Source organism: Paenibacillus thiaminolyticus (assembly GCF_003591545.1).
GTDB lineage: Bacteria > Bacillota > Bacilli > Paenibacillales > Paenibacillaceae > Paenibacillus_B > Paenibacillus_B thiaminolyticus_A.
Genome location: NZ_QYZD01000018.1, coordinates 68,115 through 83,469 on the forward strand (window position 1 = coordinate 68,115; position 15,355 = coordinate 83,469).

17 protein-coding genes and 2 pseudogenes are annotated in these 15,355 nt (G+C 55.2%); 18 read left to right on the top strand and 1 reads right to left on the bottom strand.

Annotated features, from left to right (window positions below; genetic code table 11):
* The first annotated feature begins 77 nt into the window (after nt 1-77).
* The 3 genes and pseudogenes from DQX05_RS18780 to DQX05_RS18790 all read left to right on the top strand — a co-directional run.
* Entirely contained in the window at nt 78-488 is a 411-nt protein-coding gene (locus DQX05_RS18780) for a DMT family transporter (protein WP_119795031.1), read from the top strand.
* A 239-nt stretch (nt 489-727) separates the two neighbouring features.
* The gene (locus tag DQX05_RS18785) at nt 728-871 is read left to right on the top strand and encodes an S-layer homology domain-containing protein (RefSeq protein WP_259392105.1); all 144 of its coding nucleotides are present in this window, start codon (nt 728-730) and stop codon (nt 869-871) included.
* Nucleotides 871-1,069 (top strand): annotated as a pseudogene (locus tag DQX05_RS18790) (IS5/IS1182 family transposase); the annotation flags it as partial. The gene DQX05_RS18785 and the pseudogene DQX05_RS18790, both read left to right, overlap by 1 nt.
* Nucleotides 1,070-1,196: 127 nt before the next feature.
* Here the strand turns inward: DQX05_RS18790 and DQX05_RS18795 are convergent.
* Complete coding sequence (locus DQX05_RS18795) at nt 1,197-2,546, bottom strand: lytic polysaccharide monooxygenase (protein ID WP_119795032.1); 1,350 nt, start codon at nt 2,544-2,546, stop codon at nt 1,197-1,199.
* 613 nt (nt 2,547-3,159) lie between these two features.
* Here DQX05_RS18795 and DQX05_RS18800 point away from each other — a divergent pair.
* From DQX05_RS18800 to DQX05_RS32295, 15 genes and pseudogenes are all read left to right on the top strand, one after another.
* Complete coding sequence (locus DQX05_RS18800) at nt 3,160-4,158, top strand: helix-turn-helix transcriptional regulator (RefSeq protein ID WP_119795033.1); 999 nt, start codon at nt 3,160-3,162, stop codon at nt 4,156-4,158.
* A gap of 245 nt (nt 4,159-4,403) precedes the next feature.
* Nucleotides 4,404-4,685 (top strand): MFS transporter, encoded by a 282-nt coding sequence (locus DQX05_RS32290; protein ID WP_259392099.1) that lies wholly within the window; start codon nt 4,404-4,406, stop codon nt 4,683-4,685.
* The gene (locus DQX05_RS18805) at nt 4,645-5,559 is read left to right on the top strand and encodes an MFS transporter (protein WP_259392100.1); all 915 of its coding nucleotides are present in this window, start codon (nt 4,645-4,647) and stop codon (nt 5,557-5,559) included. Before DQX05_RS32290 ends, DQX05_RS18805 begins: the two co-directional genes overlap by 41 nt.
* Nucleotides 5,560-5,765: 206 nt before the next feature.
* Nucleotides 5,766-6,782, top strand: coding sequence for an ABC transporter substrate-binding protein (locus DQX05_RS18810; protein WP_119795073.1), 1,017 nt, complete (start codon nt 5,766-5,768; stop codon nt 6,780-6,782).
* 96 nt (nt 6,783-6,878) lie between these two features.
* Nucleotides 6,879-8,498, top strand: a complete 1,620-nt coding sequence (locus DQX05_RS18815) for an AraC family transcriptional regulator (protein WP_119795034.1) — start codon at nt 6,879-6,881, stop codon at nt 8,496-8,498.
* 290 nt (nt 8,499-8,788) lie between these two features.
* The gene (locus tag DQX05_RS18820; protein ID WP_119795035.1) at nt 8,789-9,385 is read left to right on the top strand and encodes an AAA family ATPase; all 597 of its coding nucleotides are present in this window, start codon (nt 8,789-8,791) and stop codon (nt 9,383-9,385) included.
* An 18-nt stretch (nt 9,386-9,403) separates the two neighbouring features.
* Nucleotides 9,404-9,817: pseudogene (locus DQX05_RS18825) on the top strand (NUDIX domain-containing protein).
* 165 nt (nt 9,818-9,982) lie between these two features.
* Nucleotides 9,983-11,146 carry an alpha-hydroxy-acid oxidizing protein gene (locus DQX05_RS18830; RefSeq protein ID WP_119795036.1) on the top strand — a complete coding sequence of 388 codons (1,164 nt, stop codon included), beginning with the start codon at nt 9,983-9,985 and terminating at the stop codon, nt 11,144-11,146.
* A gap of 140 nt (nt 11,147-11,286) precedes the next feature.
* On the top strand, nt 11,287-11,787 hold the full coding sequence (locus DQX05_RS18835) for a DUF421 domain-containing protein (protein WP_259392106.1): 501 nt from the start codon (nt 11,287-11,289) through the stop codon (nt 11,785-11,787).
* Between the two features lie 175 nt (nt 11,788-11,962).
* The gene (locus DQX05_RS18840) at nt 11,963-12,238 is read left to right on the top strand and encodes a hypothetical protein (RefSeq protein WP_119795037.1); all 276 of its coding nucleotides are present in this window, start codon (nt 11,963-11,965) and stop codon (nt 12,236-12,238) included.
* Entirely contained in the window at nt 12,222-13,157 is a 936-nt protein-coding gene (locus DQX05_RS18845) for a 5'-nucleotidase (protein WP_119795038.1), read from the top strand. The genes DQX05_RS18840 and DQX05_RS18845 overlap by 17 nt, the downstream gene beginning before the upstream one ends.
* Before the next feature lie 53 nt (nt 13,158-13,210).
* Complete coding sequence (locus DQX05_RS30920; protein WP_182914815.1) at nt 13,211-13,597, top strand: hypothetical protein; 387 nt, start codon at nt 13,211-13,213, stop codon at nt 13,595-13,597.
* A 130-nt stretch (nt 13,598-13,727) separates the two neighbouring features.
* Nucleotides 13,728-14,333, top strand: coding sequence for an SRPBCC family protein (locus DQX05_RS18855; protein ID WP_119795039.1), 606 nt, complete (start codon nt 13,728-13,730; stop codon nt 14,331-14,333).
* Between the two features lie 252 nt (nt 14,334-14,585).
* Nucleotides 14,586-14,813: an NUDIX hydrolase gene (locus DQX05_RS30925; RefSeq protein ID WP_220483212.1), complete on the top strand. Its 228-nt coding sequence runs from the start codon at nt 14,586-14,588 to the stop codon at nt 14,811-14,813.
* A 71-nt stretch (nt 14,814-14,884) separates the two neighbouring features.
* Nucleotides 14,885-15,010 carry a hypothetical protein gene (locus DQX05_RS32295; protein ID WP_259392101.1) on the top strand — a complete coding sequence of 42 codons (126 nt, stop codon included), beginning with the start codon at nt 14,885-14,887 and terminating at the stop codon, nt 15,008-15,010.
* Nucleotides 15,011-15,355 lie beyond the last annotated feature (345 nt).

The window sequence follows — 15,355 nt, forward strand, 5'->3', positions numbered from 1 at the left end:
AACATTACCGTGGAGTTCGAGAGAGCGAGATTTCGAGACGGCCATGGCCATGTGGAAAAAGGAGTGAGCGTCACATCATGCATTGGGTATATTTGTTCTTCGCCATTGTGCTCGAAATCGCCGGCACGGTATCGATGAAGCTGTCGCAAGGATTTACGAAGCTATGGCCTTCCGTATTCATGATTGTCTTTTATATTTTGGCGTTCTCGAGCTTGAACTTATCGTTGAAGCAGGTGCCGGTCAGCGTCGCTTACGCGATCTGGTCGGGTCTCGGCACGGCCGCGATCGCGGTCATTGGCTATCTCGTGTTCCAGGAGTCGATGACACTGCTCAAAGGCGTCTCGATTCTGCTCATTATTTTGGGGGTCATCGGGCTCAATGTGGGCGGGCAGGAGAAGCCGTCCGGCAACGCGGTTCACGAAGGCAGCCAGTCTGCGGTCCATTCAGCCTCCGCCTTCGACGGAGATCGCGCCCGCACAGCAGAATAAAGGAACGCTCCCCGGTCTCATCCGGCTGCATACGACAGCTCGGATGAGACATTTCTTTTCCCAGCCAATCGGTATGCATGGCAACCGCAGCGCCGCATGGCGGTCCGCGGCTTAGCTTCCCCCTGATTTCCCCGCAAATTTTCCAATGAACAATACCGACTTCCCCTGACAACTTCTCTCAACAAGTCACCACGTGTTAACACGCTTTGGATGAAACGGCGACGGAGAGTTTTTCAGACGTGCATCCGCCGCAAAGGCATCATCTATATATCCGAAAAAAGCATATCGTTGAAGGTTATCCAGATGGCACGTTTAAGCCGGATCATACGATATCCCGGGAAGAAATGACCAGATCGGTGCAAGATCCCTGCTCCACCCCTTGAAGCCGGTTACACGCCATGTCTAGGAGGACAGTAAGGAATGGGCGAGGCTGAATCGGCTCAGCCGCTCTGGCAAGTATTTGTACCGTCTGTGATACCGAACGATCGAACCGAAGCTTTGCGGATGCCAAAGCTTTGATGACTGTCACTGCACAGAATATTAAAAAGATCGCCCTCCACCTAGCCAATAAGGCCAAGTAGGGGGCGATTTACATCGGGACACTGTTCTTTCAACCTATAACTGATTGTAGGAGAAGTTAAGAACCGCTTTTTTCAACAATCTGAGGAGCATGCATAGAAGCAAGCTCCAGTGCATGTGTGAAGCGGATTATTTCAGCGTCCACAAAGCGGGAACGTTCGGCGGTTCCCACCCATTCAGCGAAGTATGCGGCTGTCTGCACTCATAGACCGAGCCGTTATAGGTTACTTGATCGCCAACCGCATACGCGGTATTCGGCGCCCAGGCGGCAATCGCCGGGGTGTCGGCGGTCTTCGCCGTCACGGCATTGCTGTCTGCCGATACATTGCCGGCGGCATCGAACGCGCGCACGGTGAACGTATACTGCGTATTGGCAGTCAAGCCGGTCACGACATAGCTCGTCGTGCTGCCGGTTACCGTCGCTACGAGCGTGCCATTGCTGTAGACGCGGTAGCCTGTCACGCCGACGTTGTCAGTGGACGGATTCCACATTAGCGAGATGCTGGAGGATGTCGGCGTTCCCATGACATGCAGACCGGTCGGGGCGGTCGGGGCTTCCGTATCAACCGGCACGGCCGGCGTCGTCGCGGTCACGGTATTGCTGGAGGCCGACACGTTGCCGGCGGCATCCACCGCTCGCACCGAGAAGGTATAGGAGGTGTTCGAGGTGAGCCCGCTCACCGTATAGCTCAACGTGGAGCCCGGGACGGAGGCGGCCAATGAGCTGCCGTTGTAGATGCGGTAGCCCGTCACGCCTACATTATCCGTGGAGGCGTTCCATGAGAGCGATACGCTCGTGGCGGTCGTTCCCGATACGGCAAGGCCGGTTGGCGCGGTTGGCGGCTCGGTGTCGCCAGGATTGGTGCCGCTGAAATTGACGTCGATGACGTTATAGAAGGCGTTGGCCGTGTCGGCAATCTCCCAGACGGCGAGGATGACGTGGTAGCCCATACGCTCCGGAACATTGCATGTATCCGAGTAGGTGAATGGCGGGCGCGCTCCCTTATAGTCCACGGAGCAGAATGGAGTCAGCACGAATGAATCGCGGGTAAGCGCGGTATTCGGGTTCCAGCCGGGCTTCGTAATGTAGTATTTCCAGCTGGAGGTCGCATGGGGCGCGGTCAATTTCCAATTGAACGTATTTTGTCCGCTAGACATGTTGACCTTGCTCCAACGGGTAGCCGATTGCTCATCAAGCTTCGGGAAGGCGCCGTTGGCGCTGGCAATCTTGCCGTCGGCAGGACCTGCATTCGGGAAGCCCTTGGGAGCTTCCAGACTTTGCGGCTCCCATATGATCGCTCCACAATCCTGGTTCTGACCGGATTTGCATAAGGCGGCCCGGCTCGCCGGACCTTCGACATAGCCGTGCCCGAACGCTTTATCGGCGAACAGCACCATACAGACGACGGCGGCCAGCATTACTCCGCAGGAAAGCAGCAGCTTGGACAGGAATGGATTCGGCATGCGCAGCTGATTCATACGATTTCCTCCTTTGATCTTTGAATTGGATCACGGCATTGCGTCAGGAGTTGAACCCCTTTAACTTTATTACGAACCCTCCTTCCTTAATAGATTCAGTACGTTGCAAGACGATCTGACGGGAGACTGGGCAACCCCTCCTTTCTATGGAATGTTGTTATATAAACTCTATGGAAAAAATAGAGCTTATACCCAATTGCTTGCGGCAAACCGAGAAACAGCGAATGACGGAATAAGCCAAAACGGCAAACGGTGAAGCGGTGAATAGGCAAAGCGAGTAAAATGAAAGACTTTGAAACGAAAGAAAGAACGAGGTAGAAAAATAAGGAAATTGTTTGTCTCTATCATATAGGAAAAAGGAGAACATGTGTGAATTGAATATTTTTTTACAATAGCGCAGGCAATAATTTTTATTAATTAAACCGCATTAATATTTAGCCTGATTGAGATCGGAATGCCTTCGCCGGATCGCGATATTACGTATACACCCGGCAAATTGAACCTTAAAACATCAAAATTGCTCTGATCCACTGGAATGGATAGCCAGATTCGCAGGATTTCGTTATAATAGTGAGAATGATTATCATTCTGATTACACACCGGAGGCCACCAGATGAACGGGACAGATTTTCACCTCAATTTCAACCGCTTTTTCGATGAGCTAAGGCTGACGAGCCGGAGCGGGGCCCGTGCGGATCAGATGGGGCTGCCATCGTCCGCCGGCGAAGGGGGAGTCCGGCGCTTTCTCCCTCGCCACGATATGGAGGTCGTCTTATCGGAGTATGAGATGCATCGCGATTGCGTGCTGTCTCTTGCTACGGAAGCGCCGATGGTTGAACTGAGTTACGCGGTGCAAGGGGGGCGCGGCATTCGGGTAGACGGCGAGGAATACAGCATGATGCCGGGGATGTGCTCGCTTCAATTCATCAATCAGGCGGATTATTGCTTCGAATTCGGCGGGAGGGAAGCGTTCACGATGATAAGCATCGGCATTCCCGTGACGAGCTTTCATCACTTCATGGAAGCGTTGGATGGAACGAGAAGCGTCGATTTTAAGCAAATTATGGGCTGGCGCTCATTCCGGAGCTTCCAGGAGACGACGCTTCCCGCAGCCACGGTTATCCTCAATCGGCTGATGGAGCATGCCAGGAACGGCAGAGCAACCAATATCGAGATCGAATGCAGCGTATTGGAGCTGCTCTCGATGGCCTTCCGTTCCTTCCTGGCGGATGGCCCAATGGGAGGCGCCAAGCTGGGACGAACCGATATGCTGAAAATCCGGGAAGCGAGGGACATCCTGCTGGAGCGGATGGCGGAGCCGCCCTCGCTGCTCGACCTGTCCCGGCTCATCGGATTGAACGACTACAAGCTGAAGACCGGATTCAAGGAAATGTACGGTACGACCGTGTTTGGTTACCTCCGGGAGCAGCGGTTGGAGAAGGCTTATCGCCTGTTGATGGAAGGGGGAATGAATGTCATCGATGTATCCTGCGCGCTGGGCTATTCGAATTCCAGCTATTTCGCGGAAGCGTTCCGCGCGAAATACGGCATGAATCCGGGCAGCCTGGTCCGGCGGTCTTCGGCCGGCTTTAAATTTAGCCATGACAGTTAGCCTCCCTGGGGGAAGCCAGCCAACACAACTGCCTCGCGGAGCAGTAGGCTCCTCCGGATCCGTATAACCAGCTAATGAATCCGGCTGGTGGTAGCATGCCCCCTCTCCCCGATCGTATCATGATACCGTTGAGAACGAATATCAACGGTGTTGTACGCCGCATCGGCGGCTGGCAAGGCCGACGCTGCGGATTGTCGTGCGGCGGGCCAATGCTGCGAACTGGCCAGGAAAGGGGAGGCATGCTTGTGAAATTCAGAATGGGCATTATGTTTCTTATTGTATTGTGCGGGATGATATCGATCGCCGCGTTCAATCCGATTATCGGGCCGCTATCCCGCCATCTGGGGCTGAGCGAGCTTCAATCCGGGTGTCTAGTCTCCGTCACGGGCTTGACCTGGCTTCTCGGCGGATACTTCTGGGAGCGGATGACCTTCATGGGCAGAAAAAAGATGCTGGCATCGATTATGCTCATCTATGTAGCTGGTCATGTTTGCTCTGCTTGCGGATTATGCGGAGGCCCATTTTAACGGCACCGCCAGCGCCGGCTTCTTCTTCGGCGGCATTCCGGCTATGGCGCAGGCTTATGTGATGGGCTGGACGACGCCGGAGACGCGTACGCGGGGCATGGCTCTGTTCGGGGCGGCCAACGGGCTTGGCTTCGTGCTTGGTCCCGCGATGAGCGGGGGCTTGGCGGCGATCGGCCTCACGGCCCCGATGTATGGCGCCGCCACGCTGCTATTCGTAACGGCGCTGCTCTTCATGGCAGTCATCGCCGAGGAGCCGGTACGGAAGATGCGGAAGCAAGCCGCGGGCGTTACTCTATCTCCAAATGACAGCCGTGTTCGGCTGTATTTGTGGGTAGGGCTTCTGCTCTCGTACGCCTTGAACATTGTTCAGGTGACAATCGGGTTTTATGTACAGGACACATTAGGCTATGATGCCCAGGCCGCCACGCAGCTTATCGGTCTCGGTCTAGCCGTCTCGGGCGTCATGGTTGTCGCTTCGCAAATTGTCATCAGCAAATATTTGAAATGGCATCCGTCCCGGGTGCTGCGGGTCGGGCTGCTCTTCGTCGCGCTCGGTCTGCTGGGACTGCTGACGCTGCTGCGCTTCGCTTATTTCGATTTCGCGGTATTGGGCATCGGCATCGGCTTCACGCTGCTGGGGTACAGCGCCGGAGCTTCGATGGCCGTCCGGGATGAGGAGCAGCGTACAGTCGCTTCCTATATCGCGGCGCTTCAGGGCGGAGGCTCGTTCCTGGGTCCGGTTACCGGCACCGCATTATATACGGCTCATCTATCACTGCCGTATTCGTTCTGCGTGATGCTGATCGTCATCTCGGGCATATTCGCCATGAGAAGAAAGGGAGCTCCGCAAGCAGAAGCGGGCATGACGAGCTAGAGCTAGAACTAGAACTAGAGCATGCCGCCGGATCGTCCGCCGTGTCATGAATATGTGTAAGAAACCCGTCGCGAATGTGCATTGCCAGCCGATATCCCATAAGCTAGAATGGATTCCGGCGGATGAAAATGAGAATCATTATTAATCATGACATTCTCAGGATCATCCTACGGGTACATACATCTTGCATGGGATTGGTTAAGGAAATGTCCAGATCTTATCGATTCACGGCCGCATGGACGGCGTTATTGCTCGTATTGATGTTCGGCGCGGCAGGCTGCGGCGCGCAGCAGGAGGCCGTCGGCGAAGCGTCAGGCCGCGGGGAACAGTCAGCGCAGCCGGCAGAGAGTCTGGATAAGCCAGAAGCCGGGGCGGAGAGTGAAGCCGGCGGCACGAGAACGGTGACAAATGAATTCGGCGAGGTGAAGATTCCCGCTCATCCGCAGCGGGTAGCGGGCATCTATGTAGAGGATTATATGGTGGCTCTTGGCGTGGAGCCGATCGTGCAATGGTATCATCCGAGCTGGGGGAAGCAGGATTATCTCGGGTTGAACGTGCCGCTGTTCGACATCACGGGCAGCATCGAGGCGCTGCTGGAGACGAATCCCGATCTGATCATCGTGGACGGGGGCGTCGATGCCGCCAAATATGAGATGTATTCCAAAATCGCGCCGACCTATCGGCTGATGGAAGACATCCTGGACGACCCTGCCAAAGTCTTGACTGCAATCGCAGACTTGCTTGGGATTCCGGAAAAAGGCGAGAGCGCCGTCGCGCAGTACCAAGAAAAAATAGCCGATGCCAAGGAGAAGCTGTCCCAGTCCACCAAAGTAGAGACGGTCGCCGTCCTCCGGCTGAATGTCGGGGACAAGACGATGGCTTTATTCGGCGTCAAGAACCGGTATACCGGCACTATTTACCGGGACATGGGGCTTACTCCGCACCCATTCGCGCGAGAGATGACCAATTATCATGCAATTCTCTCTGAGGAGAAGCTGCCCGAGCTCGATGCGGATCATATCATTATCTTCCCTTCGAACGGCTCCTGGTCAGCAGAGGAGAACAAAGAAGCCGAGCAACTGCTCGACAGCCCATTGTGGAAATCGCTGCCGGCCGTTCAGAAGGGACAGGTGTACAAGGCGGAGCGAACCCATTGGCAATCCGGCGCGATAACGGCGAACATGAAGAAAATCGATGATCTTTTGCAATGGTTCGTAAAGTAGACGGGAATGCGGTGCATCATTAATGGAAAGTTATTCAGCCAAGTGCTGACTGGCTTTCTTTTTCCATCTTGTCAGAACGGTTCAGGGGGATAGGGAATGAAGGGGAATTCAGCCGATCCATCGGCTCGCCCAGCCTGGGCATATGTGATGAAGGACATTCGATACTGCATGCTTCCCGCGAATGGCTACAAAAAAGAAGAACAAAACGGTTCCTCTTCGCTGCTGGTCGTCACCAGAGGCAGCGGCAGAATCGACATGGCCGGGACGGGCTTCCGTCTCGAGAGAGGGAAATGCTACGGTATGCCTCCCGGATCGGTATCCGCCATCGTCTCAGGGGATGCCGGCTTATGCTGTTATCAATTGGCTTTCGATGCACTGCGGGCGGGCGGGGCCGATTCGGAGAACGATACGCCTGCGGCAGGCGAGCCGTTCCCTTGCCGAGGGGAGATATTATGCCATCCGTTCTCGCAATGTATCGAGCATGTGGAAGCCATTTATCGATGGCGGCATGACAGCGATGAGATGGCTGTCTTCGACAACCATATCCGCTTCCAGCAATTGTTGAGGTTCCTCCTTGGACAAAATCAGGCAGCCGCGGACGGGACAAGCCAGGCTGATGCCGTGCGCAAATCGATTCTGCATATCGAGCAGCATTATATGGAGCGGTTGACCGTGGAGGAACTGGCGGATCAGGCGGCTGTCGCCCGCTGGAAATATACAAGCTTATTCAAAAAGATGACAGGTCTCACCCCGCTTGATTATGTAAATAAAATCCGAATCGATCGGGCGAAGCATCTGCTGGTGACGACGAATGATCGGCTGTATGAGATCGGACAGAATGTCGGCTTCAATAATGAATATTATTTCAGCCGCCGCTTCCGGCAGGAGGTCGGAATCTCGCCCGGACATTACCGGCGCAATCATGGCGAGCAGCCCCGCGTCTTCGCGCCGTTCCTCGAAGATTTCGTGGTGGCGCTGGGCATGACGCCTGTCATGCAGGGCACCCATCCCGGCTGGGGAATGCAGGACTATCTCGGGATAGACCATGTGCCTGTCTTCGATGTCGAGGAAGGCGATCTCGGAGCACTCTCCCGCCATCAACCCGACGTCATCTTGCTCGATGAAGGCTTCGGCCGCTGGATTCCTGGCGCCCGGTTCGGCCAGTTGGCACCGGTACATGCGCTGGATCATCCTGGCGAAGACTGGCGCACGACGCTGCGCATGGCAGCCGTTCTGCTGGGGAAGACGGACAAGGTTGACGATATTATCGCGAAGTATGAGAGTAAGGCAGGGGAGGCAAAAAGCAGGCTGCAGCGCATCGTTCGGGATGGAACCGTCGCGTGTCTCAGAATCTCGGCTGCGGGCGTCAGCTTGTACGGGGGACCGGAACTCGGGTATACGGGCCCGGTTCTGTACCGCGACCTCGGCTTGACGCCGCATCCTCTCGTGCGGCAGCTGGCGAGCCGGACGCGCAAGGCTACGCTAACGGCGGAATGGCTCGCGCGGCTCGATGCCGATCATCTGTTCATTACGTTCGACAAGCGTCATTCCGAAGCGCCCGGAGAGGAAAGAGATATATTGGATTCATCCGTATGGCACAAGCTTCCGGCCGTGCGGAACCGGTGCGTGTATGAGGTCGATTTCTGGCCGTGGATGAATTACGGCGTCATCGCACACAGCCGCAAAATCGACGACGTGCTGAACGCATTGGCCTAGCCGGGCGATATAGTTGATAGAGGGCTTCACTATGCAAGGCTGCCGCTGAGGGAGTCCTCTCCGACGGCCTTGCCGCGTTCGCTGGCTAGGCGAGGCTCAATCATTACAAGTACCGTTGACGACAAGCCGATTCCAGTCTATATTACGTAGAGTATGATTTGGAAGGCGATGGATGGGACTGATCATTCTCACGTTGCCATAATGATGATATGCAGATCATGACAATAGGTATCTATGTATACCACGGCTTAACGCACATATGGGCTACGCGAGACGATGGAGTGAAGCGAATGATTGTATGGGTGAATGGGGCGTTCGGCTCCGGTAAGACAACGACAGCTTTTGAACTGCACCGCAGAATACCGGCTTCTTTTGTGTATGATCCGGAAAATGCAGGATATTTCATTCGAAAAAATGTGCCTCATGAGATGAAGCGGAGCGACTTTCAAGATTATCCGATGTGGCGGGAGTGCAATTACTCGATGCTCCGCCATTTGAACGCCGAGTATGATGGGACTATCATTGTGCCGATGACGATCGTGAATGCCGACTATTTCCACGAGATCGCAGGGAGGCTTCGGGAAGATGGCGTAATCGTGCATCATTTTGCCTTATGCGCGTCGAAGGAAGTGCTGCTGAAGCGGCTGAAGACCCGGGGCGAGGGAGGACAGTCGTGGGCGGCCCAGCAGATAGACCGGTGCATCGAAGGCTTGTCTCAGCCCGTGTTCCGGCACCATCTTGACACGGATTTGATGAGGGTGGAAGATGTTGTGACCCGCATCGCGTCCGAATGCGGGCTGCCGTTATTGCCGGATGAGAGAGGACCGTTCAGGAAATCATGGGACCGGCTAGCTACCAAAGTGAAGCATATCCGGTTTTTTGGCTAAGGGAGGTTGACAAGCCGTATGAAGCCTATACGCAATTCTGCAAAGGCGGTTATTATCGATGATTGCAACCGCATTCTGCTGACCCAGAACCGCGATCGCGACGGATTATTTTATTTATTCCCCGGGGCGGCCAGGAAATAGGCGAAAAGCTGGAAGAAGCCGTTATTCCCCAATGTATATCCGCGAGTATATCGGGAAGAACCATGAGCACGCGGAATGGATTATGATGTCCATGAGGTGGAGTTTTATTTTGAATGCCGGCTCGACGGGGAGCTTGCGATGGAGGCCGCCACCAATCCGGATTCGGATCAGGTCGGCGTGGAGTGGATCGATCTTGAGCGGCTCGACCGCATCCGCGTGTATCCCCAAGGGCTGGTCAAGCCGCTGCAGCAAGGGCTGCGGGAGCGGCGCTACATGGGCGATACCAATTGAGCGCAACTGGTTAACATGCTGCTGCACAAGCAAAGCATCTTCTCTCAACGGAAAAGAGGGGGTGCTTTTTTCATTTTCAATCGAGGGATAAGGCTGGGCGTTCCCGGCAATTTTACTATGGGGACCATGAATCATGCCAGTTCTGAACATGGAGGTATCTGCATCTTGACATTCGATAGTGAAAAGCTGCAAATGAAGTTCTATGAGAGCGGAGACGGGGCGGGGAAGCTGCTGCCGGTCTCCTTTGATGAGTGGGAGAGCAAGGCGAAAAGCCTGTTGGCCGCCGCACCGTTCGGCTACGTGTATGGGGCGGCCGGAGCGGGAGACACGAACCGCAGCAATGTGGAGGCCTTCCAGAAATACCACATCAGACCGAGGGTGTGCTGCGATATTACGGAACGGGATATGTCCATCTCGCTGTTCGGCGCAAAGCTCCCCTTCCCTGTGCTGTTCGCTCCAATCGGGGTAAATACGATTCTGCATCCGGAGGGAGAGTTGGCTCCAGCCCGCGCGGCCGCGAGGCTGGGCATTCCCTATATCCTCAGCAACGTGTCGAGCATTCCGATGGAGGCCGTCGCGGAAGCGATGGGGAACCGTGTCCGCTGGTTCCAGCTCTATCCTCCCCAAAATCATGAGCTTACCCAGAGCTTCCTTCAGCGCGCCGAAGCGGCCGGATACTCGGCGATCGTCGTAACGGTGGACTCCACGCTGCTCGGATGGCGGGAGACGGATCTGAGCAATGCGTATCTGCCATTTTTGTCCGGCCAAGGAATGGGCAATTATTTTACGGATCCTGTATTCTGCTCGATGCTGAAGGAGCCGCCGGACCAAAATAAGGAAGAGGCTGTCAAGCTCGCATTGGATGAAGGCAATAATACGTGCTTTACCTGGAAGGAGTTGGACTTCATTCGCGACCATACGCGTTTGCCTGTTCTGATCAAGGGCATTACGCATCCGGATGATGCTGTCATGGCAGTAGAGCATGGTGTCGATGGCATTGTCGTCTCAAATCATGGAGGACGGCAGTTGGATGGTGCGGTCGCCACGCTGGATTCGCTGCCTTCGATCTGTGAATCGGTTCAAGGCAAGGTTCCGGTATTGATGGATAGCGGCATCCGCAGAGGAGCCGACATCCTGAAGGCTATCGCCCTGGGAGCGGATGCCGTTATGATTGGCCGACCCTATGCGTATGCCTTGGCTGTCGCGGGGGAGACCGGTGTGCAGGAGGTGATGGAGCGTCTTATCGCCGAGACCGAGCTGCAGTTGGCGATATCGGGACGGAGCTCGATTCAGGATCTGGATGCTTCCCTTGTCATCAAAGTGAAATAAACGCATTTGCTCGAAAATACAATTGCATGGTGTACAGACGGGAGGAACGTATAAAATTACATTTCACCGTGGAAGCATTGATTGTCTTGTTAACCGGGTTCATTCTGCTTCGAATTCTCGGAAAAAAAACAGTGGGGGAAATGACGGGGCTTGAAATCATAACGCTGTTGGCGATGGCTTCCATGATTGGTCATGCCGTGAAGGGAGACGGGTTGGTGAAAACCATCATCACGCTGTGCGTCTACGTCTCTCTGCTCCTGCTCGTACAGTATCTCGCGCTCCGGTTCAATTGGGTGGAGAAATGGTTCATGGGGAGAGCGACTCTGATCATTAAAGATGGACAGGTCATCACGGAGAATTTGAAGAAGCTGCGCTTAACGGTCGATCAACTGGAGGCCAAGCTGAGAGCGACGGGCATCGCTTCCATCAGTGACGTCAAGTGCGCAACCCTTGAAATCTCGGGACATATGGGGTATGAATTAATGCGGCATGCCAAGCCGGTCACGATCGGCGAGATGGAAAAGATGCTTGCTCAGCTCGAAGGGAAGCCCCGGAAGCAGAAGCCGAAGCCAAAGGCGAATCTGTTCACCGAGGTCGTGGAACAGGAGCATCGTGAGCCGATCCGGCCCGATTTGGATTAAAAAAGCTGCGCATTCCGGCGGTCGGCACCGCCAGGCCAACACCGTCAGGCCGAAATGCGCCAGGCCAATACTGCCAGGCTGATACGCACAAGGCCCATGGTGCTGGCGGTCGGTCTGTGATAAAATGAAACCGATTACAGTTATTTTCATATCTTTTAGAAAAAGGCGGGACCGGATGAAGAATCAAATCAGACGGCACGGATCAACGAACGTCACGGCGGAAGAAGCTGGTGACGCTTTTTTTGTGCTGCCCGCCAGTCTAGTAATCTATGATTATGTTCGCTATCCTTGCGGCGATCCGATAGAACCGATCGAGATGGCGACGATGGTGATCCGCTTGTCCGTTGCCAAATTGGTCATTCTGATTCTGCTCCCTCCGGCGGACATGATCACCCTGCAGCACAAGGCGCATTACAAGAAAGGAAGATTCGGGAATGCCATACGGCATTGAACAGAAATTGGTCATCGCGACGGCGTCGAGCGCGCTGTTCGATCTGGCGGAGGCCGATCAAGTATTTCAGGAGAAGGGGGAGGAAGCATACCGGCAGTATCAGCGGGCCCATGAGCATGACATTTTGAGGACGGGCGTTGCTTTTCCGCTAATCAAGAGATTGCTGCAGTTGAACGGAAGCTCGGCCGACGATCAGCCGGTCGAAGTCGTGCTGCTGTCGCGCAATGATCCGGATACAGGGCTGCGGGTGTTCAAGTCTATCGAGCATTATGGGCCGAATATTAGCCGAGCCGTGTTCGTCGCCGGCAGCAATCCGTTCCCGTATATGGAAGCGTTCAATGCATCGCTATTCCTGTCCGGGAACCCGAAGGATGTAACGGAAGCGGTCGAGCGCGGCTGTCCCGCAGGCTGCATCTACCCGACGGATTTTATCGATGATGACGAGGATGAGGAGCTGCGGATTGCGTTCGACTTCGACGGCATTATCGCGGATGATTCTGCCGAGACCGTATTCCAGGAAGGCGGGGAATTGAAGCTGTTCCATGATCATGAACGTACGTTGGCGGATGAGCCGCTCCCGCCGGGCCCGCTGCTCCGCTTCTTCACGGACATCGCGAATCTGCAGAAGCGGGAAATCGAACGGAATGAGCGCGATGCGAGCTATAAGCCGAAGATCAGGGTCGCGATTGCGACGGCTCGGAACGCGCCTGCCCATGAACGCGTCATTACGACCTTGCGCAAGCTGGACATTCGCGTGGATGAAGCATTCTTCCTCGGGGGAATCGAGAAGGGCCGGGTGCTGCGTATCTTCAAGCCGCATATTTTCTTCGACGATCAGATGGGACATATCGAAGGCGTGGCCCGCATCGTGCCGTCGGTGCACGTGCCGTTCGGCGTTACAAATGGGCGAAGCGGCTAAGCACGGCGCACCGTATGATAGATACGACACATCATTGACTGGGAAAAGAGTGAGTGACGATGGCCAAGGCCGACAATATATTCGCGATATTATGGCTCCTGACTTCCCGGCGCCGCATGACGGCCAAGGAGCTGTCCGAATGCGGCGCTCTCGCGGATCGAATCCGTTTTCGAGCGGCCAGCCGGCTTTTCCGCGCGCCAATATTTGTTGGAGCAGCTCCTTCCATCCTCCGAGCCGGGAGGGCATCTTCGCTACATCTTGAAGGCAGCCCGCAGGCCATCGATGATCTGTGCGCACATTGGCTCCTCGGCCATGCGCTTGTCGAGCGCGGCGTCGGCTATGTGTATTGCAAGGTTGACGAACTGACGGTCTATACTCAGACGGCCTATCTTCTCCTGTCGTATGGCAACCGGTGCGGATTGTGGAGCCCGCCGGGCTGAAGGAGTAGTTGATGGAGTTGGCCTCGGATGTAGTGGAATACTATCGAAGCGATCAGCAACACTAGCCGCCGATGTCAGTGCTTTTGTTCTATAATACAGATAGTTATCGACGAGAAAGGGAGGATTATCGATGGTAGGTTCCCTATGCAGAGAAGCGATATTGGCCAATACGGGCCAAGCCTGGGAAGAGTGGATTCAGCAGCTGGATCGGGGAGTGGATCCGGTCTGGTCCCATGAACGCATTGTCCGGCATATTGCCGGCGAATATGACGTATCTCCGGAATGGAGCGATATGCTCGCCCTTCTGTACGGACAGAAGCTGGGCCGTGTCCCTGTCGGCCAGACGGCTTCGGCAGGCGTTCAGATTGGAGTGCGGCGGACGATGCCAATCTCGAAGGAGAAGGTGTGGACTTTCCTGCTGTCATCCGAAGGGCTGTCCTGCTGGCTTGGAGCGCTGCCGTCTTTGCCCCTGCAGGTACGGCATGAATATGTGACAGAGGAAGGCACCTGCGGACAGATTCGCTCCGTCATTCCGCAGCAGAAGCTCCGCTTGACCTGGCAGCCTCAGGGATGGGATCATCCGTCCACGTTGCAGCTCTACGTTCTATCGAAGAGCCCCGACAAGACGACCGTCTCCGTACATCAGGAGAAGCTGGATAATATTTATATGCGGGAAGTGATGAGACGGCACTGGGAAGCGGCGTTGGACCGTATACAATCCCGTCTTATCGGATGAGTAGGGGGGAATATCGTCTGAACTTGAGAGGAAGGGCAGGCCGGGCCGGGGAGAGGTCCGCATCTTGTCCGGCGAGGCAGCGGAGCGGCCATAAGCGAATCGGGTCGCGGGGCGGCATCTTCACCAGGAGGGAGTCCGAATTGCGCCCATGATGCCTGCTGCATGCTATACATGCTGCCTCGCTGTATACGATAGTGGAAGCAGAGGATACGATTCTGACAATCGATGCAACACGACTAGCGAGCCAGCGGTATGAGCAATTTAGGGCTTGCTAGTGATGCCGGGGAGGGACGGAGACATGGAGAGGAAACGCGGGCGTTGATCATGGAGGATGACCGGCTGTTGTGCATCAAGAAGGAGCGGCCGGAAGTGGGCGTCTACTATGCGCTGCCGGGCGGAGCCCATGAGCCGAACGAGACGCAGGAGAGACACTGCGGCGTGAATGCGAGGAAGAGCTGGGTCGTCAGTGGCAGACCTTAGGCTGCTCTGTGTACGGGAGTATGTATCGGCGAACCACGAATATTCCCATATAGAGAAGGCGGTCCATGCGGTTGAATTCATCTACGGCTGCGGGCTTCAGGGGCAAGGAGCCGCTCCCGGCGGCGCGCATGCCGACGAAGGGAGATCGGGATCGAATGGCTGCCGGTCCGCGATGTCATCGCAACCGAGGAGCATAGCTATTTCCCGGAGCGGGCGCGGAAATATGTACTCCCGCAGGCCTTCAGGCTGTTGAGAAAGTCCAAGGGATTTTGTGGCACTTCATTTTTTTATGTGGTGGATCTCGTCTCTCCGTAGAAAAATCGATTTAAAACGCTATGGGTCCAAGTTGTGAGTAGGAAAATGGACAATCTCCACCCCTTCGTAAAAAACAGGGTTTTCCAACGGCCTGAAAACTGCACCATTTCCCTAGACACGCCTAATCGGTAAGCGAAATCTGCAAAACTGCACGATTTCTCTAGACACGCCTAATCGGTAAGCGAAATCTGCAAAACTGCACGATTTGTCCAGACACGCCTATTTGG